The following is a 24,817-nucleotide window of genomic DNA, read 5'->3' on the forward strand; positions in this document are numbered from 1 at the left end:
CATAAACTCCTACAGTTTCACATTTGCAGCCCGTGCCCGCATTCACACGTGCAGCCCGCTGAAGGGCCGCCCCACGGTCGTCGACAAGCAAAAAGCGCCGAACCGGCAAACAATTGCTTGCTCAGTTCGGCGCCAGTTCAACGCTCACGGGTCAATGCTGAACCGTCAACGTTTAGAGGTTCGGGAACCAAATACCAATCTCGCGCTCAGCGGACTCCGGAGAATCGGAACCGTGAACAACGTTGTTAGCAACCTCAAGTGCGAAGTCACCGCGGATGGAGCCCGGGGTTGCGGCCTCAACCGGGTTGGTGCCGCCAGCGAGCTGACGCCAAGCAGCGATTGCGTTCGGGCCCTCGATAACACCAGCGACCAGCGGTGCAGAGGTGATGAAATCAACCAGCTCACCAAAGAACGGCTTATCGACGTGCTCTGCGTAGTGCTCCTTCGCAGTTGCCTCGTCAGCAACACGGAGGTCAAGCGCGACCAGCTTCAGGCCCTTGCGCTCGATGCGGGAGATAACTTCGCCGACCAGACCGCGGGAAACGCCGTCCGGCTTGATCAGAATAAGAGTACGTTCAGTCATGGTGAGCATCATACTATGACAAACCCCGCTGCACCGGAGTGGTGGTGCAGCGGGGTGAAAGTCGCGACTACGAGCGCGGGAGACTTACGAGTGCTGGGTGGTCAACAGACCGCGCTCCATACGCTGGATGAGGTTCTTCCGCAGGTGCAGAATGTAGGCCCACACCAGGGCGAAGAAGATACCCACCACGCCCATGGACACATGCGTGAAGATAGCCAGCACACCAAAGACCTGCAGCACAATGTTGGCCTTCAGGGCCCAGGACTGATTCTGCAGGAAGGCCATCGCAATCAGAGCCAGGCCCAGGATGGTGATGTACGTAACCGAAAAGGTCTGGTTGATCTGGCCGTCGGGAATGCGCGTGACCACAGTCAGACCAAGCAGCACCGAAATAGCCTGCATAATCAGCGTGCCGGACATAACACCACGCAGACCCTTCAGCGGGTCCTTAGCCGGATCGTGTCCCGCACCGAGCGGGCCATACTTGCCGCCCTCACTCAGGTCACGCCCCTCGCGGTAGGCGCGCAGGGCCTCGCGGTCGGCAGCGGTGTAATCCTCCGCGCCATTGCCCTGTGACTGGCTCGCCTGAGATTCGCTCATTGCGGGTCCTTTCCAAATAGTGTCCGGGCTTCGCCCGCGGTGACAACAGATCCAGTGACGATCACACCGGAACCAGAGACAATACCGTCTCCGGTATCGGTTTCCTCAGCCAGCGCTACAGCTAGCTCAACGGCGGACGGCAGAGTCGGTACGCGATGCACGCGCTCCTCGCCGAAAATCTCCTCCGCGAGGTCAGCCAGGTCGTCGTAGTGCAGCGCACGCGGCGAGGTGTTCTGGGTAATAACCACTTCTTCGAAGTAGGGCTCCAGCTCCACCAGCAGCCCACGAGCATCCTTCTCCCCCAGCACCGACAGCACACCGATGACACGGCGGAAGTCGAACTCAGCGGAGAGGGCCGTGCGTAGCGCACGGGCACCGTGCGGATTGTGGGCGGCATCGATGAACACCGTCGGGGTCGAGCGCACGCGCTCCAGGCGGCCGGGCGATGCGACCGTCGCAAAGCCTTCGCGAACCGCATCAATGTTGAGCGGACGCCCCGGACCTGCGCCGAAGAACGCCTCCACCGCAGCCAGTGCTGTGGCTGCGTTACGGGCCTGATGCGGACCGTGCAGCGGCAGATGGATGTCGTCATACTCGCCGGCCAGGCCCTTGAGCGTCAGGTTCTGCCCGCCGACCGCCAGCTGATGACTGACGACGCCGTACTCAACTCCAGCGCGGGCGACGGAGGCATCCATTTCCACGGCACGGCGCAAAACGACGTCCATTGCTTCCGGTTCCTGCTCGCCGACAATGGCGACATTGTCCGGTGGCGTGAGCAAGTCGTCCTTATTCCACCGCGACTTGATGATGCCGGCCTTCTCAGCAGCGATTTCAGCCAGGGTATCGCCGAGGTACTCCGTGTGATCGAGACCAATTGGGCAGATGACTGCCACGTCGGCCTCCACCACGTTGGTCGCATCCCATGTGCCACCCATGCCGACTTCCACCACGGCGACATCAACAGGAGCGTCGGCGAAGGCAGCGTAGGCCATGGCCGTGAGAACCTCGAACTTACTCATCTGCGGGCCGCCCTTTTCGGCGGACTTGGCGTCAACCATTTCCACGTAGGGCTGAATCTCGCGCCAGATGCGCACGTAATCGCGTGGATGAATGGGCTGGCCATCGATGGCGATGCGCTCGGTAACCAGCTGCAGATGCGGACTGGTAGTGCGGCCGGTGCGACGACCGAGAGCGCGCACCAGCGACTCAATCATGCGCACAGTGGAAGTCTTGCCATTCGTGCCGGCAACGTGAATGACCGGAGTGGCACGCTCGGGATGGCCGAGGATGTCCATCAACATCTCGATCCGCTCGAGCGACGGGTCAATCTTGGTCTCCGGCCAGCGCTGATCCAGCTCGGCTTCCACCTCTGCGAGTTCGCGCAGCTCCTCTGCGGTGGCCTCCAGCGGAGCCGGCTCGTTGACTGGGCGATCCACATCCACCGGCAAGCTCAGGCCTTCCTCGGACACGGAGACCTCACCGAGGCGCATGTCATCGGGCATGCGGTCATCAGCCATCACACCGGCGATTTCGCGAGGTTCGAGGTCCTCGACAATCTGGGAGTCAGCCGGATCGAATTCGAACTCAGACGCTGCGGTGGACTCTTCTCGCATCGCAGACTCTTCCTGCGTCACCGAATCGTCGCCGCCGCCAAGATTCAAACGAATCTCGCCTGCGGCCTCATCACGTGGTTCAGCATCCCGTGGATCGGTCATGCCTGCGGAAGTCCCTCCAAACGAGCCTTAATACGGTCAATCTCCTCCAGTGCGAACTGGTGGCGAGTCTTAATCTTCTCCACGACCTGCTCCGGAGCCTTGGACAGGAAGGCCTCGTTGCCGAGCTTCTTCTCGGTGCCGGCCAGTTCCTTCTCTGCCTTGGCCAGGTCCTTTTCCAGGCGCTTGCGTTCAGCGGCCACGTCGACGGTGCCGGAGGTATCCAGCTCGATCAGGACAGTGGCCTGAGACAGGCGCACCTCAATGGAAGCGGTAGCGGTGAATCCATCCTCCGGCGCCTCAGCACGAGCCAGCGAACGAATCATCTCTTCCTGAGCAGTCAGATCAGCATCCGCCAGGTTCATGCGTGCCGGCACGCGCTGCGACGGCTTCACACCCTGGTCATTGCGGAAACGACGCAGCTCGGTGACCAACTTCTGGGCATCGGCAATACGACGTGCGGCAACCTCGTCGACAGCAGCGCCGTCGGTGGTCATGGTGGCATCCGGCCAGGCGGAAATAACCAGAGAATCCTCGAAGCCCTCCGCGCCGTCGGTAAGCGCCTTCCACAGCGTCTCCGTGACGAACGGCATGGACGGGTGCAGCAGACGCAGCAGCGTATCCAGCACGCGGCCGAGAACCAGACGAGTGGAGGCGGCGCGGGCGGCCTGCTCCTCGGTCATGGTCTCGCCGTCGTTCAGGCGCGGGAAGTCAACCTTGGTCATCTCCAGGTACCAGTCACAGACCTCGTCCCATGCGAAGTGGTAGAGGGCCTCGTTGGCCTTGGAGAACTCGTACTTATCCAGCGCAGCGTCAACCTCGGCGCGGACCTGTTCCAGGCGGTCCAGGATCCAGCGGTCGGTGTCGGTGAGCTGGTCGCGGTCCGGCAGCTCGCCCACGTGGGCCCCGTTCATCAGCGCAAAGCGGGTGGCGTTGAACAGCTTGGTGGCGAAGTTACGGGAGCTCTGAGCGGCGTCATTACCGACCGGCAGGTCAGAGCCTGGGTTAGCGCCACGCGCCAGCGTGAAGCGAAGTGCGTCCGCACCGTAGTCACGGACCCAGTCCAGCGGGTCAATGCCATTGCCGAGGGACTTCGACATCTTGCGACCCTGCTCATCGCGGACCAGACCGTGCAGGAAGACATCCTTAAACGGCACCTGCGGACGACCGTCGCGCCCCTTACCCAGCGGTGAATCAGCCAGGGTGGCAGCAAAGGTCGAGAACATCATCATGCGCGCGACCCAGAAGAACAGAATGTCATAGCCGGTAACCAGTACGGATGTCGGGTAGAACTTCTCCAGCTCTGGGGTGGCTTCCGGCCAACCCATCGTGGAAAACGGCCACAGCGCAGACGAGAACCAGGTATCCAGCACGTCCGGATCCTGCGTCCAGCCCTCGCCCGTCGGAACCTCATCATCCGGGCCGACACAGACGACCTCGCCATTCGGGCCGTACCAAATCGGGATGCGGTGGCCCCACCACAGCTGGCGGGAAATACACCAGTCGTGCATGTCATCGACCCAATCGAACCAGCGCGGCTCCTGCGAAGCTGGGTGAATAACCGTGTCGCCCTCGCGAACAGCATCGCCGGACATCTTGGCCAGCTCATCGACCTTAACGAACCACTGCAGGCTCAGCAGCGGCTCAATCGGCTCACCCGAGCGCTCCGAGTGGCCGACCGAGTGAACGTACGGGCGGACCTCCTTGACAATGCGCCCCTGCTCACGCAGCGCCTCCGTCAGCGCAGTACGGGCTTCCGCACGATCCATGCCGTCGAAACGCGTGCCAGTGTTGAAGATACGGCCAGTGGTGTCAATGACCTCCGGCATATCCAGGTCGTGGCGCTGGCCCATGGCGAAGTCATTCGGATCGTGTGCCGGCGTGATCTTCACCGCACCGGTACCGAACTCGCGGTCCACATAGTCATCGGCGATGACCTGAATCTTCAGGTCCTCGCGGAACGGGTGGTCCAAAACCTTGCCCACCAGGTGCGTGTAGCGCTCATCCTCCGGGTGCACGGCAATTGCCACGTCGCCCAGCATCGTCTCCACACGAGTCGTCGCCACAACAATGGAGTCTTCCCCATCGCCGTAGCGGAAGGAGACGAGCTCGCCTTCAGCGTCCTCGTACTTGACCTCAATATCCGAGATTGCAGTCTGCAGCACCGGAGACCAGTTAACCATGCGCTTGGCGCGGTAAATCAGGCCGCGGTCAAACAGTTCCTTAAAAATCGTCTGAACCGCACGGGACAGGCCCTCGTCCAGAGTGAAGCGCTCACGGGACCAATCCAGGGAGTCACCAATCTGGCGCATCTGGTTGCCGATACGTCCGCCGTAATCGTGCTTCCACTCCCAGACCTTCTCCACGAACTCCTCGCGGCCATAATCGAAGCGGTCCTTACCTTCGGACTCCTTCAGCATCGCCTCGACCTTGGTCTGCGTTGCGATACCCGCGTGGTCCATACCCGGCAGCCACAGCACCTCGTAGCCCTGCATGCGCTTACGGCGCACCAGCGCATCCATCAAAGTGTGGTCCAATGCGTGGCCCATGTGCAGCTGACCCGTCACATTCGGCGGGGGCAGCACAATAGAGTAAGCCGGCTTGGAGCTAGACGGATCAGCCTCGAAATAGCCAGCGTCTACCCAGCCCTGGTACAGGTCCGACTCCACGTCAGCCGGGTTCCACGACTTGGGCAACTTATCTGCTCTGTTTAGGTCCACGTTGTTCTCAGTCACGCGTCACATCTTAGCGCCTTGCCCGGATTTGTTTTTCCAGGGGCTTTACGACGACCCTTGCGCCCCAACCCATATCTGCTATCGGCGACTTACGCACCGCCGAATTCAAGCTTTACTCACGCCCCGAGCCAATCTGCGATTACCGCAGTAAATGAAAAGGTGCCCTCTTGTGAAACCATCACAAGAGGGCACCTTTAAACAGGCGTTAAGCGACCCTTAGACCAGCAGGTCCTTAACTGCGTCGCGCTCTTCGCGCAGTGCCTTGACGTTGCGCTCGATGCCAGCGCGCTGCACCTCGGAGAGATCCAGGCCCTCAACGCGAACCCACTCGCCGTCCTTGGCGTAGCACGGAACACCAGCAACCAGGCCCTCGTCGATGCCGTAGGAGCCATCGGACGGAAGTGCGACAGAGACCCACTCGCCCTCTGGGGTACCCGTCACCCAGTCACGCATGTGGTCAACTGCGGCAGCTGCAGCGGAAGCTGCGGAGGAAGAACCGCGGACCTCGATGATTTCTGCGCCACGCTTGGCGACACGCGGGATGAAGTCCTGCTCGACCCATGAAGCGTCAACCTTGTCGGAGACCTTCTCGCCTGCAATGGTGGCGTAGGTGATGTCCGGGAACTGGTCTGCGGAGTGGTTACCCCAGACGATCATGTTCTTGATCTCAGTGGTCGGAACACCAATCTTTTGCGACAGCTGGGACAGGGAACGGTTGTGGTCCAGGCGCATCATGGCAGTGAAGCGCTCTGCCGGGATGTCCTTAGCGTGGGAAGCGGCAATCATGGTGTTGGTGTTAGCCGGGTTGCCGACAACCAGAACCTTGATGTCGTCTGCTGCGTGATCGTTCAGTGCGGCACCCTGCGGACCGAAGATCTTGCCGTTGGCGCCCAGCAGTGCGGAGCGCTCCTCGCCCTTGCCACGCGGCTTCGCACCGACCAGGAATGCGGCGTTGGCGCCGTCGAATGCCTTTGCCGGATCATCGGTGATGTTGATGCCAGTCAGAAGCGGGAAGGCGGAGTCAAACAGCTCCATGGCGACGCCTTCGGTGGCGTGCAGCGCCGGAGTAATCTCCAGCAGGTTCAACTCAACCGGGGTCTCAGGGCCGAAAACCGAACCGCTGGCAATGCGGAAGAGCAGGGAGTAAGCGATCTGTCCGGCGGCGCCGGTAACTGCAACCTTTACGGGAGTCTTGTTCACTACAGGCCTTTCTCGAGAGAGAATCAATTCGCTGCCCACTCTAATGCGACTGCAGAATTGGCGCAGACGGGGGCGATGCGCTCAGGCCATTTCTGAAAAACGGATAGCATTAGGCATGACTTACGGTCGTGTACTCATTTCACTAGAAAGAAGTCCGCGACTGACCAATTTCACCCCCGTTAGATAGCCAAAACCCCTTAGTCTCTCTCTAGTCCAAGCAAAGGATTTTCATGAAGTCTCCAGGCTCCTCTGATGCAATCCCCCATGCAGTCTTGGTGGCAGCACTTCAAGAATTCACCGCAAAGGGGTATGCAGATGCCCGTTTGGATGCCATTGCTGCCGCCTCTGGTGTCTCCAAGCGCATGCTTCACTACCACTGTGGTGACAAGATGGGACTCTACAGGGCGACGTGGGTACATGTGCTGGAGACCGTAAGGCCTGACGACGACGCCCTGCGTCCACACTCCAATGTGCCGGTGGAAGCCCTGCAGCATGTAGTCGGCGTTATCTACGACTATTTCTCGGCGAACCCGCTCGCCGTGCGGTTCATCATTCAGGAAAACCTACACCCAGTCCTGCCGCTTGAAGGCGTGACTGGGCTTGGTGGCCAGAGCCCAATTGTTTTGGAGTTTGACCGCATCTTGTTGCTCGGCCGCGATTACGGTGCATTCCGCACTGACATTTCCGCACTTGATCTTTATATTCTCGTGCTGTCGCTGGCCACCTTCCCCACCCTGCACCAACGGACTTTTGAAAACCTCTACGGCATTGAAATGCAGTCGACGGTGCTGTCGGACAAGCTGCGTGAGTTCGCACAGGACACCGTGACCAGCCTGTTGACATCCTCACCTCGCAACGAACCGGGCAGCTCGTACACTTCCCTGCTGGCCTCCCATGGCGCCAACTCGTCCGCGCTTGGCGCAGAGGTCTACGGCGATCAGCCCAACCCAGAGACTCAAGACTTGACTACTGACGATGCCCCGGATTACCGCGACATCTACGGCATGGACGACTAGGGCTCCATACAGACATCAAAAACCCGGTTAGAGCGGCTACTCTAACCGGGTTTTTAGCTACCTTTACGCAGTCTTCTTATCCTCGCTGCGTTCAACGAGTTCCGGCGCTGCACCGTCCGTGATGCATTCCTTGTGGACAATGACCTCCGCGACGTCGTCACGCTCTGGTACCTCGAACATCACGGGAACCAGGATCTCTTCCATGATGCCGCGCAAACCACGGGCGCCGGTATTGCGGCTAATCGCCTTGGCAGCAATGGCGCGCAGTGCCTCATCGTCGATGGTAAGGCGCACACCGTCCATGTCGAACAGGTGCTGGTACTGGCGAACCAGGGAGTTCTTCGGCTCGGTGAGTACACGAACCAGCGCGTCCTCATCGAGGTTGGTGACCGATGCGATAACGGGAAGGCGGCCAATGAACTCAGGAATCAGGCCGAATCGAACGAGATCCTCCGGCAGTACGTCGCGGAATGGATCCTTCATGTCCTCGTCGTTAGCCGAGGTGACATCTGCTCCGAAGCCCAGGCCCTTCTTGCCGACTCGCTCCTGAACGACCTTTTCCAGACCGGCAAACGCACCAGCGACGATGAACAGGACGTTGGAAGTGTCGAACTGAATGAACTCCTGGTTCGGCAGCTTGCGCCCACCCTGCGGCGGCACGGCGGCTACGGTTCCCTCGAGAATCTTCAGCAGCGCCTGCTGCACACCTTCACCGGAGACATCGCGAGTGATGGAAGTGTTCTCGGACTTGCGCGAAATCTTGTCAATCTCATCGACGTAAATGATGCCGCGCTGTGCCTTCTCGACGTCGAAATCAGTAGCCTGCAGCAGCTTCAGCAGGATGTTCTCCACGTCCTCACCGACATAGCCGGCCTCGGTCAGGCTGGTGGCGTCAGCGATTGCGAACGGCACATCCAGCTTGCGAGCCAGCGTCTGTGCCAGGTAGGTCTTGCCACAGCCTGTCGGCCCCAGCAAGAGAATGTTCGACTTCTGTAGCTCGACGTCGTTGTCCGACTTGGTCTCTGCAGCACGAAGGCGCTTGTAGTGGTTGTAGACCGCGACGGCTAGGGTGCGCTTTGCCATGTCCTGGCCGATGACGTATTCATCGAGGAAGTCGCGAATTTCCATCGGACGCGGCAGGCGGTCGTCGTTGCCAGTTGCCTCGCCGCCGGTGTTGAGCTCCTCTTCAATAATCTCGTTGCAGAGCTCGATGCACTCATTACAGATGTACACACCAGGTCCGGCAATCAGCTTTTTGACCTGCTTCTGACTCTTTCCACAGAAAGAGCACTTCAGCAAATCCGCACTTTCTTGCATACGCGCCATGAGGCTCCCGCCGCCGCCTTTCCGCTTCGTTGCCAATAATTGCTTCAGACCAGCCTACCGTGAGTGGGCGCAATTACCGGCTTCCACGCCAGGGCGAGGCGAATTTCACGCAATCTCGCTCGGCGCTTTACGACGGCCAGTGCGCAGCACTCCAGAGAGACCATGCCCCCTTTTAAGCGTTGTGCTTGCGGTACTCGAAGACCTGGTCGATGATGCCGTACTCGACGGCCTCTTCGGCGGTCAGGATCTTGTCACGATCGGTGTCCTTGCGGATCTGCTCTGCAGTGCGACCGGAGTGGCGAGCCAGAGTCTCCTCCATCAGCTTGCGCATGCGCTCGATCTCGTTCGCCTGAATCTCCAGGTCGGAAACCTGGCCCTGGATACCCTGGGTGGCCGGCTGGTGAATGAGCACGCGCGCATTCGGCAGAGCTGCACGCTTACCCGGTGCACCCGCAGCGAGCAGGACGGCTGCCGCGGAAGCAGCCTGGCCCAGGCACACCGTCTGCACGTCGGGACGCACGTACTGCATCGTGTCGTAGATGGCCATCAGCGACGTGAAGGAGCCACCTGGGGAGTTGATGTACATCGTGATGTCACGATCCGGGTCCAGCCCCTCGAGCACCAGCAGCTGCGCCATGATGTCGTTAGCGGCGGTGTCGTCGACCTGGGAGCCGAGGAAGATAATGCGCTCTTCGAAGAGCTTGTTGTATGGGTTGGATTCCTTAGCACCAAAGCTGGAGTGCTCCACGAAAGAAGGAAGCACGTAGCGCGACTGCGGCATCTGCATATTGTTCATCTCCATGTTGATTAAATCGCCTCTAATTATTCGCTACTGTCCGCTTTTAGCGTGCGGTGTCCTTGAGGGCGGTTACGACGTGGTCAACCAGGCCGTATTCCTTAGCCTCAGCCGCGGTGAACCAGCGGTCGCGGTCTGAGTCTTCCTCAATGCGCTCGACCGGCTGACCGGTGTGCTGCGCAATCAGGCGAGCCATCTCCTTCTTGGTGGCAGCGAACTGCTCAGCCTGAATGGTGATGTCGGATGCGGTACCGCCAATACCTGCAGATGGCTGGTGCATCATAATGCGGGCGTGCGGCAGCGCGTAACGCTTGCCCTTAGCACCTGCGGCGAGCAGGAACTGGCCCATGGAAGCTGCCAAGCCCATGCCGTAGGTAGCCACGTCGCACGGAACGAACTGCATGGTGTCGTAAATGGCCATGCCGGCGGTGACGGAGCCGCCCGGGGAGTTGATGTACAGCGAGATATCCGCCTCCGGGTCCTCGGCTGCCAGGAGCAGCATCTGACCGCAGAGCTTGTTGGCAATCTCGTCGTCGACCTGCTCACCCAGCCAAATAATGCGCTCCTTGAGCAGCTTGTCGAAAACCGTGTTCGTCGACATCTGGGCGTTATCGCTCATCTGTGTACTCCTTTTTCGTACGTGTGCGAGTTTTGTCGTTCATTAGAGGGTAACGAAAAGGGCCGCCCCTTTGTTTCGGGAACGGCCCTTGTTCGCTATAAGCGTTGCGGCATGAGGAACGCGCCGCGCTAATTGCGGGGCTTACTCAGCGGAGGTGTCCTCAGCCTTGTCGGACTCAGCCTTCTCAGCCTCCGGCTCGACCTCACCGAAGTACTCGTTCAGGTCGATTTCGTTGCCCTCGGTGTCCTTGGCGGAAGCCTTCAGGATCGAGGTAGCCAGAGCCTTGCCGCGGCGAACGTCTGCGAACAGGTTGCCGAGCTGTCCGGACTGCTGAATCTGCTGGATGAACTGGTTCGGGTCCATGCCGTAGGACTGAGCAGTGAACAGGATGTGGTCGGTGAGCTCCTGCTGGGAAACGTCCGGCTGGATCTCCTCAGCCAGTGCATCCAGGAACAACTGGGTGCGAACAGCTTCCTCAGCGGACTTCTTGGAGTCCTCGTCGAACTGCTCACGGGTGGTGCCCTGTGCCTCCAGCATGGAGTTCAGAACCTTCTCGTCGCCGCCGAACTGACCCAGCAGCTGCTGCAGCTGGCCCTCGACCTGCTCCTTGACAACACCCTCCGGCAGAGCGATGGTGGTCTGCTCCATAGCGGCAGCCAGAACCTTGTCGCGAACCTGCTGAGCCTGCTCACCCTTCTTGGTGTTCTCAACCTGGCGAGCCAAGTCTTCCTTCAGCTCGTCGATGGTGTCGAACTCGGAAGCCATCTGAGCGAAGTCGTCGTCAGCTTCCGGCAGCTCGCGGACCTTGACGGACTGAACGGTAACGGTGACCTGAGCGTCCTCGCCCTCGTGCTCGCCAGCAACCAGCTTGGTGGTGAACTCCTTGGACTCGCCCTGGGACAGGCCGACAACAGCGTCATCCAGGCCGTCAATCAGGTCATCGGAGCCGACCTGGTAGGACAGGCCCTCGGTGGAGGCCTCTTCCAGCTCTTCGCCGTCGATGGTGGCGGACAGGTCGATGGAGACGAAGTCGTCCTTCTCAACTGCACGCTCGACGCCGGTCAGGGTGCCGAAACGAGCGAGCAGGTTCTGCAGCTCAGCCTCAACAGCTTCGTCGTCGGCGACCAGCGGGTCAACCTCAACTGCGATGTCCTCGAACTTCGGCAGCTCAATCTCCGGACGGACGTCGACCTCAGCGGTGAACTCAACGAGCTCGCCGTCTTCCAGCTTCGTGATGTCGACCTCAGGCTGACCGATAACCTTCAGGTCCTCCTCGCGAACGACCTCGTCGTAGCGGGACGGGACCATGTCGTTGAGCACCTGCTCCAGGATCGGGCCGCGGCCGAAGCGGGCCTCAATCAGCTTTGCCGGTGCCTTGCCCTTACGGAAGCCCGGAATCTGGACCTGCTGAGCCAGTGCCTTGTAGGCGTTGTCGAACTCTGGCTTCAGCTCGTCAAACGGGACCTCGACGGTAATCTTCACTCGGGTCTCATTGAGCTTCTCAACGGAAGACTTCACTGGTGCACTCTCCTGCAACTCGATGATTAATTCATAGACCACGGGAGTGCCCGTGATACTGGTCGGGGTAGCGGGATTTGAACCCACGGCCTTCCGCTCCCAAAGCGGACGCGCTACCAAGCTGCGCCATACCCCGTATGCGTCATTCGAAACCTAGCAGAAACCCCTTTGGAGCATCTGCACCGGGGCCCTCATAGGCGCGAAATCGCGTTTCCACAACGGACCCGTATAGATTTACCTGACGATTAATGAAATCACAAAACCACGCGTTCAACCAGGCTAATGCTCTGTCTGAAAACGCTTTACGACGCCATCGAGAGCCAACCTGCCAACTACTACCGGTTTCATGAAAACCATGCATATCACAGGGCGTTTGCATCACCTCGGCACTGCTTTTGGCGGCTTCGTTTACTGCAAACACTCCATTCGTCGGCCGACTCCCCAAAGAAGCCTCTCAAACGACTGCCCCTTTGTTGAGTCGTGTGACAGTGTAATCAACGGCTATACGCCTGTTTCACATACCCCACGTTGCTTTAGCTTCATTTTCTGTTTTTCCCGGCCACAGCCACTTTTCTTTAAAGCCTTCGAGAAAAACCTGGCATCGATTTTTGTATGTGCGCGTTAACGGGTTAATATGCCTTGTACCAAGACACGGTCTGGTGGAGACGATTGAGCGTCTAAGCCGGATTTCTGTCTATGGGGATGTCGTATAGTGGCTAATACCTCAGCCTTCCAAGCTGAAGACGCGGGTTCGATTCCCGTCATCCCCTCCACGTAACCGGGAGCGTTGCTCCCGGTTTTTGTTTTTCCGAGCCGATGTCCGGGGCCAGAAATTCTTCTGCCCTCTGTTCAGGATCCAGTGCCGCGGGTACTCTGGGCACCATGAAGCCCACCATTATCGATGCCGATACTGGACACGAACTATGGACCGCGGTCGAATGCGCTGCTTTTTCCGGCACCGCACGTGGCACTTTCACCAGCTACGCTGGCCGCAAGAAGGCTCCTGAGCCCGTCGCGAAGCTTCATGGGTTGACCCTGTGGGATTCCGAAGAAGTTCGCGCATGGCACGCTAATCGAAAGAGCCGCACCAAGCGCACCGACTCCGCCGAGTCATAGATACCTACCCATACCCAATCTTTTCCTGGTTCCCGAGCTGCCTCTGTCGCACAGAGATGTTAGCTCGGGAACTTTTTGCGCTCTACGTGCGTTATTTCAAGTAATTACTAGCAATACTCGCAATTTCCTTTTGGAGGCCTAGCCCATGGGGGCTTTAATCCTGATCGCTATCACCGTCGGCGGTGCGATTATCATCGCGTCGATGGCTCAAAACCGCTCTAACAGGGCTTTTGATGCCCGCCAGAACAATCAATTGGAAGACGCCGTCGCAGACGCCCGCCGTTGGATTGAGCGGCTGGGCTCACAGGTGCTGAATCTCGCTGGCACCGATTCGGCTTCCACGCAGGCTCTTGCCGACGCATCCGAGCGTTACAACGCCGCTTCCTCGCAGATTTCTACTGCTCGGACCCCGGCACAGGCCCGAATGGCGCGCGAATCGGCGCTGGAGGGCCTGCACTACATCAATGCTGCTCGCGAAATTATGGGCCTGCCGGCGGGGCCGACACTGCCACCGCTGGAGGGGCAGAAGGCCGCTGGTTCTGTGACCGAAACTCGCACCATTGAGCACGAAGGCCACTCGGTTACCGCCTCGCCATACGCCACCCCGGAAACTCCGAACTACTACCCCGGCGGCCGTGTCGCTGGCCGTCCGGTTCCAGCCGGTTGGTACTCCGAGCCCTGGTGGAAGTCCGCGCTCCGCACCGGTGTCTGGACCGCTGGCTCGATGCTGCTGTTCTCTACTCTCTTCCACGGTATGGCCGGTGTTGCCTACGGCGCTGATGAGTTCGCCAGCGGCATGGGCACCGGTGCTGACGACTTCGGCGGCACCGAGGACTTTGGTTCCGATGACTTTGGTTCCGATGACTTCGGTGGCGATGACCTTGACGGCGGCGACTTCGGTGGCGGCGCTGCCGATGCTGGTGACGCAGGCGACGGCGGTGGCTTCTTCGACGGCCTCTTCGGCGGCGACGGTGGCAACGACGGTGGCGGGTTCTTCGACGGCGGATTCGACGGCTTCGATATTTAGGAAAAGCCCGGCGCCGCTATTTCGCTCGATTCGCAAAAGGATCGACAGTGCCGTCTGTCTGGGGCCGATACTCAATTTTTCTGACGGCAAGTCTCCCAGCTTCCTCGCCAAGGATGCTGCTAATTAAAGCAACAGCCATATCCATACCTGCTGCAACTCCTGATGAGCTCCACCGATTACCGTCTTCAACCCATCGGGCTTCTTTCACCCACGTCACTTCGTTTCCGAACGAGGTAGCCCAATTAAAAGCCAACTTATTACTAGTTGCTCGCTTTCCTTCAAGTAGCCCAGCCGCAGCTAGCAGTGCCGACCCCGTGCAGACCGATGCCACTAACCGCGCCCGGGACCCGATGTGCTTAAGCCAGTCCAAAAACTCTGCATCCTCAACTAGTGTTCTGCTCCCTGCTCCACCGGGCACCAGGAGAATATCGACTGCCTCGAGTTCAGCGGTGCAGCGCGTGGCGATAACCTCCGCCCCCTGAGCGCTGGTTATCGGACCGGCAATGTTGGCGACATATTCGACCTCAATCTCTGGGACATGGCCAAAAAGGCCAACCGGTCCAAATACGTCCAAGAGCTCGAACCCGGGGAATAGCACAACAGTTACTCGGCGATGCGCTTCTTGATTTGTCATACGACAATTCCTACTCCGTCTACACATGAAAAAGGGCCTGGTCCCAGAGTTTTCTGGAACCAGACCCCTTTTTTATTCCTATCAACAGATAGCGAACAGCAACCCCTTTAAGCTTCTGGCAGCTCCGGGGCAACGCCAGTCTTTTCGTACTCTGCCAGAATGTCGATGCGGCGCTGGTGACGCTCCTCCTCGCTCCACGGCTGGGAGACGAAAGCATCGACGATGGCCAGAGCCTCCTCCTCAGAGTGCATACGACCGCCGAGGCCAATCAGCTGAGCATTGTTGTGCTCGCGGGCGAGCTTTGCGGTCTCCACCGACCAAGCCAGCGCACAACGAGCGCCCTTGACCTTGTTAGCGGCAATCTGCTCGCCGTTGCCGGAACCGCCGAGCACGATGCCCAGGCTGCCCGGATCAGCGACGGTACGGGACGCCGCCTCAATGCAGAATGCTGGGTAGTCATCTGCAGGGTCGTAGGTGTGAGCGCCGCAGTCAACGACGTCGTGGCCAGCCTTCTCCAGGTGGGCCTTAATCAGGTTCTTCATCTCAAAACCGGCGTGGTCTGCACCAAGGTAAATACGCATGGCAGCAAGTTTAGCGGTTCCCACGGATTCCACGGCGTCTGCACCCGTTTTGGGTATTGCTTGACGACGTCTCCTGCGCAGCCGAATAGGGTGAAAAGTGACTGTATTTGCGTTTCAGCACGTCTTCGAAACCGGAAATTGGGTGCTTTTACCGTGTCTCCTGCGCCGCAAGCTCACTTCCAAGTCGATCCGGATTCCCATGGCTCCCATGGGAATCATCACGCACCGGTGGTGCGAACGGTTCGGCATGACATCAACAAGAAACCATTTATCGTCATTTGGGAGGTCACGCGGGCTTGTGGCTTAGTCTGCAAGCACTGCCGTGCAGATGCGCAGCACGAGCCGCATCCTCACCAGCTTTCAACCACCGAGGGCAAGATGCTGCTGGAGACCTTGGCGTCGTATAGCAAACCGAAGCCGCTTGTGGTGCTCACCGGCGGTGATCCTTTTGAGCGTGATGACCTGGAAGAATTGGTGCGGTTCGGCACGGAGCAGGGGCTGAATATGTCGCTGTCGCCGTCGGTGACGCCGCGGTTGACGCCGGAGCGGATCAGGTCGTTGCGAGAGGCCGGCGGTAAGGCGATGTCGATGTCGCTCGATGGCGCGACTGCCCAGACCCATGACAAGTTCCGCGGGTTTTCGGGCACTTTTGAAAAGACGCTCGAAATGGCTCCGCACATCAACGAGGCCGGTTACCGGCTGCAGATCAACTCGACCCTGACCAAGGGAAATATTCATGAGGCGCCAGCGCTGCTGAAGACCGTCATGGAGATGCAGGCCAAGATGTGGTACGTCTTTTTCCTCGTTCCCACTGGCCGTGGTGCGGATTTGGGCGCATTGTCACCGGAGGAACGCGAGGATGTTCTGCACTGGTTGTCTGATGTCTCCAACCGAATTGCCATTAAGACGACGGAGGCGCCGCAGTATCGGCGCGTCGTCATGCAGCAGGAGGCAGCAAAAGAGAAAGGGCTGCCACCCTATGAGGGCGGCGAGCTCTACCGCTACTTAACCGAGGAAACGACAAAGCTGCTCGGCACTGTGCCGGAGAAGCCACGTCGCCCGCGCTCCCCCATGGCCGTCAATTCCGGGTCAGGTTTTGCCTTCATTGACCACATCGGCGACGTCTACCCCAATGGTTTCCTGCCGCTTCACTGCGGAAATGTGAAGGCCACGCCATTCCAGGAAATCTATTCGAACTCGCCGGCGTTCAAGGCCCTTCGCGATCCGGACAATTGGCATGGAAAGTGCAGCGTCTGTGAATACCACAGCGTATGCGGTGGGTCCCGGTCGACCGCGTACGCGTTGACCGGGGATTACACGGCATCCGATCCGACATGCATCTACATCCCGCCACGGTGGGCTGCCATGAGCGAAGAAGAACGGCAGGCCTCTACCGGGCAGAATGCTGGAGCCGGAGCGGGTCAACTCTCCTAACTGCGCGCCCCAGCCGCTAAAGCTTTCTTAGTCGAAGCGCGGGCTCTCAGTGCGGGAGCGCTTAATTTCGAAGAAGTACGGGTAGCTGGCGACGGCAACCGCGCCATCAAAAATCTTGCCCGCTTCTTCACCGCGTGGGATGCGGGTCAGCACCGGGCCGAAGAAGGCAACGTCGTTGAGCTTGACCACCGGAGTGCCGACGTCGTTGCCGACCTCCTTCATGGCCTCTGCGTGGTTTTCACGCATGAGCTCATCAAACTCCGTAGTCAGGGCCTGGGCCAGGCGCTCTTCCGGCAGACCAACCTCTGCGAGGGCTTCCTTAATCAGCTCGTCGAATGCGTGCTCCGGCTCGTCGACATGCGCGTGGCGATCGATGCGGTTTTCGTTGTGGACCTTCGTGCCCAGCGCGGTGTAAAGCTTGTCGACGGCCTCCTGGCCATCCTGGGAGAACACGGCGTTGAACAGGCGTGCCGGGGTCCAGTTGCACTGCATCATGAACTTGTAATCTTCCGGCAGTTCATCGCGGCCTTCATTGAGCACCGACAGGCTCATCGGCTTCCACTCGATCTCGATGTCGCGGACCTTTTCGACTTCCTTAATCCAGCGCGACGTCACCCAGCAAAACGGGCAGGAAACGTCGAAGTAAAAAGTGACCTTGTCTCGATTGCTCATGTGAAAGTCCTCCTAAAGCATTGATTGACTTATCAACGACTATAGGGCGGAATTTTTCGGTTCGCATTCATGAATTCGGATGGGTCCGAAGTTCTATCGGGCCCGGTGCTAACTGACTCCCCCCCATCGGACGCCGTCCAGATTGCTTACCTAGCCGTTCCAGGGCAAGCCCGTAGCCTCCAGGGAATCAGCGGCAGCTTCCAGGTAGGCAGGCCAATCTGCGTAGTCCAGGAACTCCGAGCCCACCTCATGGTCCATGGAGACCATCTTCCCCGAGCGCATGTCCAGGCAGTAGTTGTTTCCGCCGAAGTCCATGACCAGAGGAATCCATGCCTCGTGATACCACTTGCCATCCGAGTCGGCGCTGTCCATGCCTTCGGCTTCAAAATCATCGAACTCGCCGTCTGCCTGCAGCTGAGTCCACAGCTTGTAGTCGTTCAGAATCGACTTAGGCGGCGCAATCCAGCCACCGTCCCACGGCTCACCGTCCACAGACGCGTGCCGCAGCCACGAAGCTCGCACGTAGTCTGGCAGCTTTACTCCGAGGTCAGCCTCAAGCTGATCCAGTTCCGCTTCTGTCGCCGGGGCCTCCAGAGCATCGTCGCCAAGCTTTGCTTCAATGCGACCCCACGCCGCGTTGACCCGTTCAACCTTGCTTGCATCATCACTGAGTTTGTACATGAAACGAAGTGTATTCACGATCGGCTTTGCTAGCATGCCAAAGAAGCCAAATCTCGCCCAATCGACCGCCAATCGACCGCCCCAAACGGCTAGGAACGAGCTAGGAAGTCGAGGTCACCTCACCCACCCCGCTACTGCCCGATTCCCAATCCGGGGTCGTGGTTACACTTGTCGCATGACTTCCACGAACCTAACCAGGACCGAGGCCGCCGACCGTGCGGCCATGCTCGAGGTGTCCCACTACGACATCTCGCTCGACCTTACGACCGCACCTGTCGGTGGGCCGCACAGCGCACCAACATTCGCTTCCAAGACCACAATTTCTCTGAAAGCGAAGCGCGCTAGTTCCACCTTTATTGACCTGCGTGATGCGGTTGTCAAGAGTGTGACCATCGACGGCGTCGACGCCACGGAGGCCGCTCGCTATGACAGCGAGACCGGCATTAACGTGGACCTGACCGAAGGTGACCACACCGTCGTTATCGATGCGGACTGTCGTTACACCAATAACGGCCAGGGCATTCACCGCTTCCAGGATCCCGCCGATGGCGAAACCTACCTGTACTCACAGTTTGAAACTGCCGATGCCAAACGCGTGTTCGCCTGCTTTGACCAGCCGGATTTGAAGGCGACGTACTCCATCCACGTCGTGGCGCCGAAGGGCTGGAAGGTTATTTCCAACTCGGTAGCCAAGACCGGCACCACCACCGATGTCCACGGCAATGAGGCCGACACCTTCGACTTCTCAGTGGATGTTCCGCTGTCGACGTATCTCGTCGCAGTCTGTGCAGGCCCGTGGCACGAAGTCACTGACTCGTGGACCGGCACTGTCGCACCGCACGCGGAAACCCCTGCCGAGCACCAGCCGGACGGCGAGCTGACCATTCCGCTAGGGATCTACTGCCGCCAGTCCATCGCCGAGTACCTCGATGCCGACACTCTGTTCAAGGAGACCAAGGAAGGCTTCGACTTCTACGCCAAGCACTTCGGCGAGCCCTACCCGTTCGGCAAGTACGACCAGATTTTCTGCCCGGAATACAACATGGGTGCGATGGAAAACGCCGGCTGCGTGACCATCCGCGACGAGTACGTCTTCCGCTCCAAGCCCACTCATTACCTCTACGAGCGTCGCAATGACACCATCCTGCACGAGATGGCTCACATGTGGTTCGGTGATTTGGTCACCATGCAGTGGTGGGATGATCTCTGGCTCAACGAGTCCTTCGCTACCTGGTCGGCTGCCGCCGCACAGGTTGAAGTTTCCGATTACAGCCACGCCTGGACCACCTTCGCCAACGTAGAGAAGGCCTGGGCCTACAAGCAGGATCAGCTGCCGTCGACGCACCCGATTGCCGCCGATGCCAGCGACATTGACACCGTCGAGCAGAACTTCGACGGCATCACCTACGCCAAGGGCGCATCCACCCTCAAGCAGCTGGCCGCCTACGTTGGTCAGGATGCCTTCCTCGCCGGTGCCCGCCTTCACTTTGCCCGCCACCGCTTTGGCAACGCCACCTTCGCGGACCTGTTGGAGGCGCTCTCCGAGGCCTCGGGGCGCGATTTGTCTGGCTGGGCCGATCAGTGGCTGACCACCACCGGCATCACCACCCTGGCGCCAGAGTTCCATCAAGAGGACGGCAAGTACACCTCCTTCGCAGTCACGCAGGAAGGCGCCGAGCCGGGTGCCGGTGAACTCCGTGATCACCGAATCGCCGTGGGCATCTACAACCTGCGCGGCACCGGCGCGGACGCTGTACTTGAGCGCACCAAGCGCGTCGAAATCGACGTCCGCGGTGCCCGCACCGAAGTCCCAGAACTAGTCGACACGCCAGTTGGCGACGTCGTGCTGGTTAACGACGACGACCTCTCCTACAGCATGATTCGCCTGGACGAGGGCTCACTTGCCACCGTCATTGACAACATCGGCGCTTTCACCGATTCGATGGCACGCACACTGTGCTGGTCCGCCACCTGGCAGATGGTTCGCGCAGGCCAGATGCGCGCTCGTGACTTCGTCAACCTCGTGCTCCGCGGCATCCCGGGCGAGGACAAGCTCTCCGTCCTGGAGCGCGTCATCGCTCAGGCGGTCAGCGCTGTCAACGTCTACGCCGATCCACAGTGGGCCGACTCCACCGGACGCAATCTGCTGGCACAGGGCCTATTGGACTACGCGAAGAAGGAAACCGACGCCGACCGCGCCCTGGTTTTCGTTAACGCTCTGGCTACCGTGGGCTCGTCGAATAGCGATGTCGTGGACGCACTGCGCGCCATCTACGCCGGCGACGCCGACAAGGCTGGCTTCCCCGCTGTCACTGTCGACACCGACATGCAGTGGCGCGCCCTGAAGGCTCTAGTTTCCGCTGGTCTCGAAGGCGAGGAGGCCATCGCAGAGCTTGAAAAGACCGACAATTCAGCACTCGGCGCACAGGCCGCCATCGCCTGCCGCGCCTCCGTGCCGACGCTCGCCAACAAGGCCCGCGTCTGGGCTGAGGCGACTGTCTCCGGCGACGACGTCCCATCGAACCTTGTCATTCGCCACCTGCTGGCCGGCTTCAACGCGCCGGGCTCGGGTGCGGTGCTCGCGCAGGCGCTTGACGACGACTCCCGTGTCACCATCAACGCGGAGCAGTCGGCGACCTCGCTGTCGGAGCACTTCTTCGCTATTGCCAACAGCTGGTGGAAGCAGTTCTCCTCCGAGACGGCCCAGACTCTCCTCGAGGGCTTCTACCCCACTTGGGAGATCAGCGAGTCGGCAATTGCGGCCGCTCAGCGCCTGCTCGACAGCGACGAGACTGCATCGCCGGTCAAGCGCATCATCTCTGAGCAGCAGTTCCTGGTGAAGCTCGCTCTTCGCGCCCGCGAGTTCGACGCGAAGTAACAATTGTTTTTGGCCGGAGCTTTGGCCGTTATCGTTTTCGTGGCATCAAGTCGATAGACTTGGTGCCATGACAACTTCTCAGACGCTCTTTGACTCCGTCGGCGGCGAGGATGTCTTCAATCGCATCGTCCATGGTTTTTACACGCGCATGCGTTCCGATGACCTCATCGGCCCGATGTACCCCAGCGATGACTGGGAGGGCGCCGAGGATCGACTCCGCATGTTCCTCGTCCAGTACTGGGGCGGGCCGCGTACCTACAGCGAACAGCGTGGTCATCCGCGCCTGCGCATGCGCCACATGCCGTTTTCCATCGGCGAGGCCGAACGCGACCGCTGGCTGGAAATCATGAGCGCCTCACTCGCAGACATTTCCGATGACGAGCTCCCCCGCCCCCAGCGCGAAGCCATGTGGAACCACATGGTGCAGGTTGCTGACATGCTCATCAACCGCTTCGACGCGCAGTAGGAATTAGGCCCTGCGCCGCTAGTTCAGCAGCGGCAGCACGCCAAAGGACTCGAGCGTAAAGATCGAGCCAAACCGCCCATCCAGCCGGTGCCACCGTCCCTTTGTGGACACGCGCACCGGCTCTTTTTCATCCGGTTGCTCCGGGATGAAGCCCATCGTGCACAGCGCAAACACGTCCCGCATGGTCACGTCCACCACGCTTTTCGACGTCTCCTGCGACTGCCCTTCCCCTGTATCAACAGTGGCTTCACCGGTACCGCCGCTGACAGTGAGAACCTTTTGGTCCAGCAGAGACGGTGGCATGCCCATCGGGCCGGAAGATTCGACGGCGACCGCGCGCCCTTGCTTCTCGAGAGTCCGGAAAGCAGTGGCTGGAACATAGTCGACAACCTGCCATCCTTCCGGCACTGGCAGGAATCCCGGCCAGGAGGACGCCGACTGCGCATGCACGCGGTATGGCAACGCGGTGAGCGAGGTTCCTTTCTCCTCTTCGTCCTCAGCAGTTTTTGCCTGCGCAAAGGCACGCACTGCGATGTCTTTAATCTCCGCGGCGGTGACGATGATGTCGTCGGGAAGCGCGTGCAGCGCAATCGTGCGCATGGCGAGCGGGCCGATTGGGGTCTTCACCCATACCTGCGACATTGCGGGCGCAGCGTTAAGTGCCGACGAGGAACTGATACCAGCGGCGGCGGTCTTACGTGCTCGGATGCGTAGCAACGTGCTCTCGTCGAGGGCGTAGGCCTTATGGGCCAGGACGCCCAGGTTCTTCAGGGCATCGGGAGTGCCGAAGGTCAGCTCGGCAGCGGGATGAGAAGTGGTCACGGCGAATTACTTGTCCTGGTCTTCCTTGTTGTCTTCGATTGCGGGAGCTGCAAAACGCTCCAGTTCACGGCGGGCAGACGGGGAGAGCTCGACTGCCTTCGCAGTCTTGAGATCAAACATCACCATCACGGTTTCGAGCACAGCAACGATGTGATCATGCTGGTCGGAGATTGTCTGGCGGAGTGTGAAAGAGGTGCGACCGAAGTTGATAATCTCGGTCTCAACCACAACTTCCTGGGTGTCCGGCAAAATAGCGCGGACGTAGTCAATCTCCAGGCGGCGCACCACTGCCGCAGGCATCCCTGCCCCGCCGCCGAGACCGCGCATCACAAAGTCCAGACGAGCCTGCTGGGCGTATTCCAGGAAAGCGGTGTTGTTAGCGTGGCCATACTGATCGAAATCAGACCAGCGGATAGCGACGTTGGTACGAAATGGTGCTGATTCAGTCATACCCAGAACTATAGGCGTTTTCTGGAGCTACGATCCTGCGAAAAACGCGAAAGCCCGGGACCTGTGCACTGGTGCGAGCCAGTCCACAAGGTTCCGGACTTTGCCGTTGGCAAAAATCAGATTCGCGAGAAAACAGATTAGCGAGTCAGGCGACGATGAGTGACGCGCGACGGGCGTGCAGCCTCCTCGCCGTAACGCTCAATCTTGTTCTTCTCGTAGCCCTCGAAGTTGCCCTCGAACCAGAACCACTTGCCCTCTTCGAAGTTGCCTTCCCATGCGAGGATGTGGGTACAGGTGCGGTCCAGGAACCAACGGTCGTGGGAAATGACCACGGCACAGCCCGGGAAGTTCTGCAGTGCGTTTTCCAGCGAAGACAGGGTTTCGACGTCAAGGTCGTTAGTCGGCTCATCCAGGAGGATCAGGTTACCGCCCTGCTTCAGGGTCAGCGCGAGGTTCAGACGGTTGCGCTCACCACCGGAAAGAACCTTCGACGGCTTCTGCTGGTCCGCACCCTTGAAACCGAATGCAGACAGGTACGCACGAGACGGCATCTCGTTCTGGCCGACCACGATGTAGTCGAGCCCATCAGAGACAACCTCCCAGACGGTCTTTTCCGGATCGATGTTTTCACGACCCTGGTCAACGTAGCTGAGCTGAACAGTCTGACCGACCTTGACCTCACCGGAATCCGGCTGCTCCAGACCCACGATGGTCTTGAACAGGGTGGACTTACCCACACCGTTCGGACCAATCACACCGACGATGCCGTTACGCGGCAGGGTGAACGACAGGTCCTTAATCAGGACGCGGCCATCAAAGCCCTTCTCCAGGTCCTTGACCTCAACAACCTGGTTACCCAAGCGCGGCGGGGTCGGAATCTGGATTTCTTCGAAGTCGAGCTTCTTGTACTGCTCGGCTTCCTCCACCATCTGCTCGTAGCGCTCCAGACGGGCCTTGTTCTTGGCCTGGCGAGCCTTCTGACCCGAGCGGACCCACGCCAGCTCGTCCTTCAGGCGCTTCTGCAGCTTGGCGTCCTTCTTACCTGCAACCTCGAGGCGCTCAGCCTTCTTCTCCAGGTAAGTCGAGTAATTGCCCTCGTACGGGTAGAGCTTGCCGCGGTCGACCTCACAGATCCAGCCAGCGACGTGATCCAGGAAGTAACGGTCGTGGGTCACGGCCAGGACGGCACCCGGGTACTTAGCCAGGTGCTGCTCGAGCCACAGCACGGACTCGGCGTCCAGGTGGTTAGTCGGCTCGTCGAGAAGCAGCAGGTCCGGCTCGGAGAGCAGCAGCTTCGCCAGTGCTACACGACGACGCTCACCACCGGAGAGGTGAGTAACCGGCTCGTCCGCCGGCGGGCAGCGAAGCGCATCCATTGCCTGCTCAATCTTGGAATCCAGCTCCCAAGCATCAGCGGCGTCGAGCTCCTCCTGGAGCTTGCCCATTTCTTCCATGAGCTCGTCGGTGTAATTGGTGGCCATCTCCTCGGCGATGGCTTCAAAACGAGCCTTCTTCTCGAAGATGTCGCCGAGGCCCTCCTCGACGTTGCCGCGAACGGTCTTCTCCTCATTCAGCGGAGGCTCCTGCAGGAGGATGCCGACAGTGGCGCCCGGCTCCAGGAAAGCTTCACCGTTACTCGGCTGATCCAGGCCAGCCATAATCTTCAGAATCGACGACTTACCTGCGCCGTTCGGACCGACCACGCCGATCTTTGCGCCCGGGTAAAACGCCATGGTGACGTTGTCGAGAATAACCTTATCGCCGTGCGCCTTGCGCACGTTTTTCATCTGGTAGATGAACTCACCCATGGTGGAATTTCGTCCCCTCGTAGAAAGGAAATAAGCAATCCCTGTAGAGGTTACGCATAGGAACCAAAAGGCACAATCTACATGGGCGTACCCGCAATCCTTTCCCACCAAAATCTCTGCCAGGCTGCTAGCAAAACTAGCTG

General features: G+C 59.7%; 22 protein-coding genes and 2 tRNA genes. 7 read left to right on the top strand and 17 right to left on the bottom strand.

What is annotated here, in order from left to right:
• Positions 1-172: 172 nt before the first annotated feature.
• From ndk to HMPREF2820_RS06090, 5 genes are all read right to left on the bottom strand, one after another.
• Positions 173-583, bottom strand: coding sequence for a nucleoside-diphosphate kinase (gene ndk, locus HMPREF2820_RS06070; RefSeq protein WP_038629458.1), 411 nt, complete (start codon positions 581-583; stop codon positions 173-175).
• Between the two features lie 84 nt (positions 584-667).
• Positions 668-1,183 carry a DUF4233 domain-containing protein gene (locus HMPREF2820_RS06075; protein ID WP_070603371.1) on the bottom strand — a complete coding sequence of 172 codons (516 nt, stop codon included), beginning with the start codon at positions 1,181-1,183 and terminating at the stop codon, positions 668-670.
• On the bottom strand, positions 1,180-2,685 hold the full coding sequence (locus HMPREF2820_RS06080; RefSeq protein WP_187402728.1) for a bifunctional tetrahydrofolate synthase/dihydrofolate synthase: 1,506 nt from the start codon (positions 2,683-2,685) through the stop codon (positions 1,180-1,182). The genes HMPREF2820_RS06075 and HMPREF2820_RS06080 overlap by 4 nt, the downstream gene beginning before the upstream one ends.
• A gap of 209 nt (positions 2,686-2,894) precedes the next feature.
• A complete protein-coding gene (locus HMPREF2820_RS06085) occupies positions 2,895-5,630 on the bottom strand; it encodes a valine--tRNA ligase (protein ID WP_038628102.1) in 2,736 nt (911 codons plus the stop codon).
• Between the two features lie 216 nt (positions 5,631-5,846).
• Positions 5,847-6,830, bottom strand: coding sequence for a malate dehydrogenase (locus tag HMPREF2820_RS06090; protein WP_069359629.1), 984 nt, complete (start codon positions 6,828-6,830; stop codon positions 5,847-5,849).
• 230 nt (positions 6,831-7,060) lie between these two features.
• Here HMPREF2820_RS06090 and HMPREF2820_RS06095 point away from each other — a divergent pair, with 230 nt between their 5' ends.
• The gene (locus HMPREF2820_RS06095) at positions 7,061-7,846 is read left to right on the top strand and encodes a TetR/AcrR family transcriptional regulator (RefSeq protein ID WP_070603375.1); all 786 of its coding nucleotides are present in this window, start codon (positions 7,061-7,063) and stop codon (positions 7,844-7,846) included.
• Positions 7,847-7,909: 63 nt separating this feature from the next.
• Here HMPREF2820_RS06095 and clpX read toward each other — a convergent pair whose 3' ends face one another.
• The 5 genes from clpX to HMPREF2820_RS06120 form a co-directional block, all read right to left on the bottom strand.
• The gene (gene clpX, locus HMPREF2820_RS06100; RefSeq protein ID WP_042388518.1) at positions 7,910-9,172 is read right to left on the bottom strand and encodes an ATP-dependent Clp protease ATP-binding subunit ClpX; all 1,263 of its coding nucleotides are present in this window, start codon (positions 9,170-9,172) and stop codon (positions 7,910-7,912) included.
• 172 nt (positions 9,173-9,344) lie between these two features.
• Positions 9,345-9,968, bottom strand: coding sequence for an ATP-dependent Clp protease proteolytic subunit (locus tag HMPREF2820_RS06105; RefSeq protein ID WP_369707172.1), 624 nt, complete (start codon positions 9,966-9,968; stop codon positions 9,345-9,347).
• Positions 9,969-10,014: 46 nt separating this feature from the next.
• Positions 10,015-10,587: an ATP-dependent Clp protease proteolytic subunit gene (locus HMPREF2820_RS06110; RefSeq protein WP_016422302.1), complete on the bottom strand. Its 573-nt coding sequence runs from the start codon at positions 10,585-10,587 to the stop codon at positions 10,015-10,017.
• Positions 10,588-10,728: 141 nt separating this feature from the next.
• A complete protein-coding gene (tig, locus tag HMPREF2820_RS06115; RefSeq protein WP_101687704.1) occupies positions 10,729-12,192 on the bottom strand; it encodes a trigger factor in 1,464 nt (487 codons plus the stop codon).
• Positions 12,165-12,241: transfer RNA gene (locus tag HMPREF2820_RS06120), tRNA-Pro, on the bottom strand. The genes tig and HMPREF2820_RS06120 overlap by 28 nt, the downstream gene beginning before the upstream one ends.
• A 562-nt stretch (positions 12,242-12,803) precedes the next feature.
• On the opposite strand from HMPREF2820_RS06120, the gene HMPREF2820_RS06125 reads away from it, so the two are divergent.
• The 3 genes from HMPREF2820_RS06125 (at position 12,804) to HMPREF2820_RS06135 (ending at position 14,248) form a co-directional block, all read left to right on the top strand.
• Positions 12,804-12,878, top strand: a tRNA-Gly gene (locus tag HMPREF2820_RS06125).
• Between the two features lie 109 nt (positions 12,879-12,987).
• A complete protein-coding gene (locus HMPREF2820_RS06130) occupies positions 12,988-13,221 on the top strand; it encodes a hypothetical protein (protein WP_040361601.1) in 234 nt (77 codons plus the stop codon).
• Positions 13,222-13,366: 145 nt separating this feature from the next.
• Positions 13,367-14,248: a hypothetical protein gene (locus tag HMPREF2820_RS06135; RefSeq protein ID WP_070603377.1), complete on the top strand. Its 882-nt coding sequence runs from the start codon at positions 13,367-13,369 to the stop codon at positions 14,246-14,248.
• A 16-nt stretch (positions 14,249-14,264) separates the two neighbouring features.
• Here the strand turns inward: HMPREF2820_RS06135 and HMPREF2820_RS06140 are convergent, their stop codons facing one another.
• Both HMPREF2820_RS06140 and HMPREF2820_RS06145 read right to left on the bottom strand, forming a co-directional pair.
• On the bottom strand, positions 14,265-14,882 hold the full coding sequence (locus HMPREF2820_RS06140) for a DJ-1/PfpI family protein (RefSeq protein WP_070603379.1): 618 nt from the start codon (positions 14,880-14,882) through the stop codon (positions 14,265-14,267).
• 107 nt (positions 14,883-14,989) lie between these two features.
• Positions 14,990-15,463 (bottom strand): ribose-5-phosphate isomerase, encoded by a 474-nt coding sequence (locus HMPREF2820_RS06145; protein ID WP_005511109.1) that lies wholly within the window; start codon positions 15,461-15,463, stop codon positions 14,990-14,992.
• 228 nt (positions 15,464-15,691) lie between these two features.
• On the opposite strand from HMPREF2820_RS06145, the gene HMPREF2820_RS06150 reads away from it, so the two are divergent.
• A complete protein-coding gene (locus HMPREF2820_RS06150) occupies positions 15,692-16,897 on the top strand; it encodes a TIGR04053 family radical SAM/SPASM domain-containing protein (RefSeq protein WP_070603381.1) in 1,206 nt (401 codons plus the stop codon).
• A gap of 27 nt (positions 16,898-16,924) precedes the next feature.
• Here the strand turns inward: HMPREF2820_RS06150 and HMPREF2820_RS06155 are convergent, their stop codons facing one another.
• Positions 16,925-17,569 carry a mycothiol-dependent nitroreductase Rv2466c family protein gene (locus HMPREF2820_RS06155; protein WP_049189866.1) on the bottom strand — a complete coding sequence of 215 codons (645 nt, stop codon included), beginning with the start codon at positions 17,567-17,569 and terminating at the stop codon, positions 16,925-16,927.
• A gap of 150 nt (positions 17,570-17,719) precedes the next feature.
• Complete coding sequence (locus HMPREF2820_RS06160) at positions 17,720-18,250, bottom strand: SMI1/KNR4 family protein (protein WP_246816234.1); 531 nt, start codon at positions 18,248-18,250, stop codon at positions 17,720-17,722.
• A gap of 175 nt (positions 18,251-18,425) precedes the next feature.
• On the opposite strand from HMPREF2820_RS06160, the gene pepN reads away from it, so the two are divergent.
• Together pepN and HMPREF2820_RS06170 are read left to right on the top strand one after the other, a co-directional pair.
• Positions 18,426-21,128 (top strand): aminopeptidase N, encoded by a 2,703-nt coding sequence (gene pepN, locus HMPREF2820_RS06165; RefSeq protein WP_070603383.1) that lies wholly within the window; start codon positions 18,426-18,428, stop codon positions 21,126-21,128.
• A 67-nt stretch (positions 21,129-21,195) separates the two neighbouring features.
• Positions 21,196-21,594 (top strand): globin, encoded by a 399-nt coding sequence (locus tag HMPREF2820_RS06170; RefSeq protein WP_070546401.1) that lies wholly within the window; start codon positions 21,196-21,198, stop codon positions 21,592-21,594.
• Positions 21,595-21,612: 18 nt separating this feature from the next.
• Here the strand turns inward: HMPREF2820_RS06170 and HMPREF2820_RS06175 are convergent, their stop codons facing one another.
• From HMPREF2820_RS06175 to ettA, 3 genes are all read right to left on the bottom strand, one after another.
• The gene (locus HMPREF2820_RS06175) at positions 21,613-22,416 is read right to left on the bottom strand and encodes a DUF8185 domain-containing protein (protein WP_070546400.1); all 804 of its coding nucleotides are present in this window, start codon (positions 22,414-22,416) and stop codon (positions 21,613-21,615) included.
• Positions 22,417-22,422: 6 nt separating this feature from the next.
• On the bottom strand, positions 22,423-22,866 hold the full coding sequence (locus HMPREF2820_RS06180; protein ID WP_016422286.1) for an acyl-CoA thioesterase: 444 nt from the start codon (positions 22,864-22,866) through the stop codon (positions 22,423-22,425).
• A 137-nt stretch (positions 22,867-23,003) separates the two neighbouring features.
• A complete protein-coding gene (gene ettA, locus HMPREF2820_RS06185; protein ID WP_016422285.1) occupies positions 23,004-24,674 on the bottom strand; it encodes an energy-dependent translational throttle protein EttA in 1,671 nt (556 codons plus the stop codon).
• Positions 24,675-24,817: the final 143 nt, after the last annotated feature.

This window comes from Corynebacterium sp. HMSC064E08, from assembly GCF_001811805.1.
Classification (GTDB): domain Bacteria; phylum Actinomycetota; class Actinomycetes; order Mycobacteriales; family Mycobacteriaceae; genus Corynebacterium; species Corynebacterium jeikeium_D.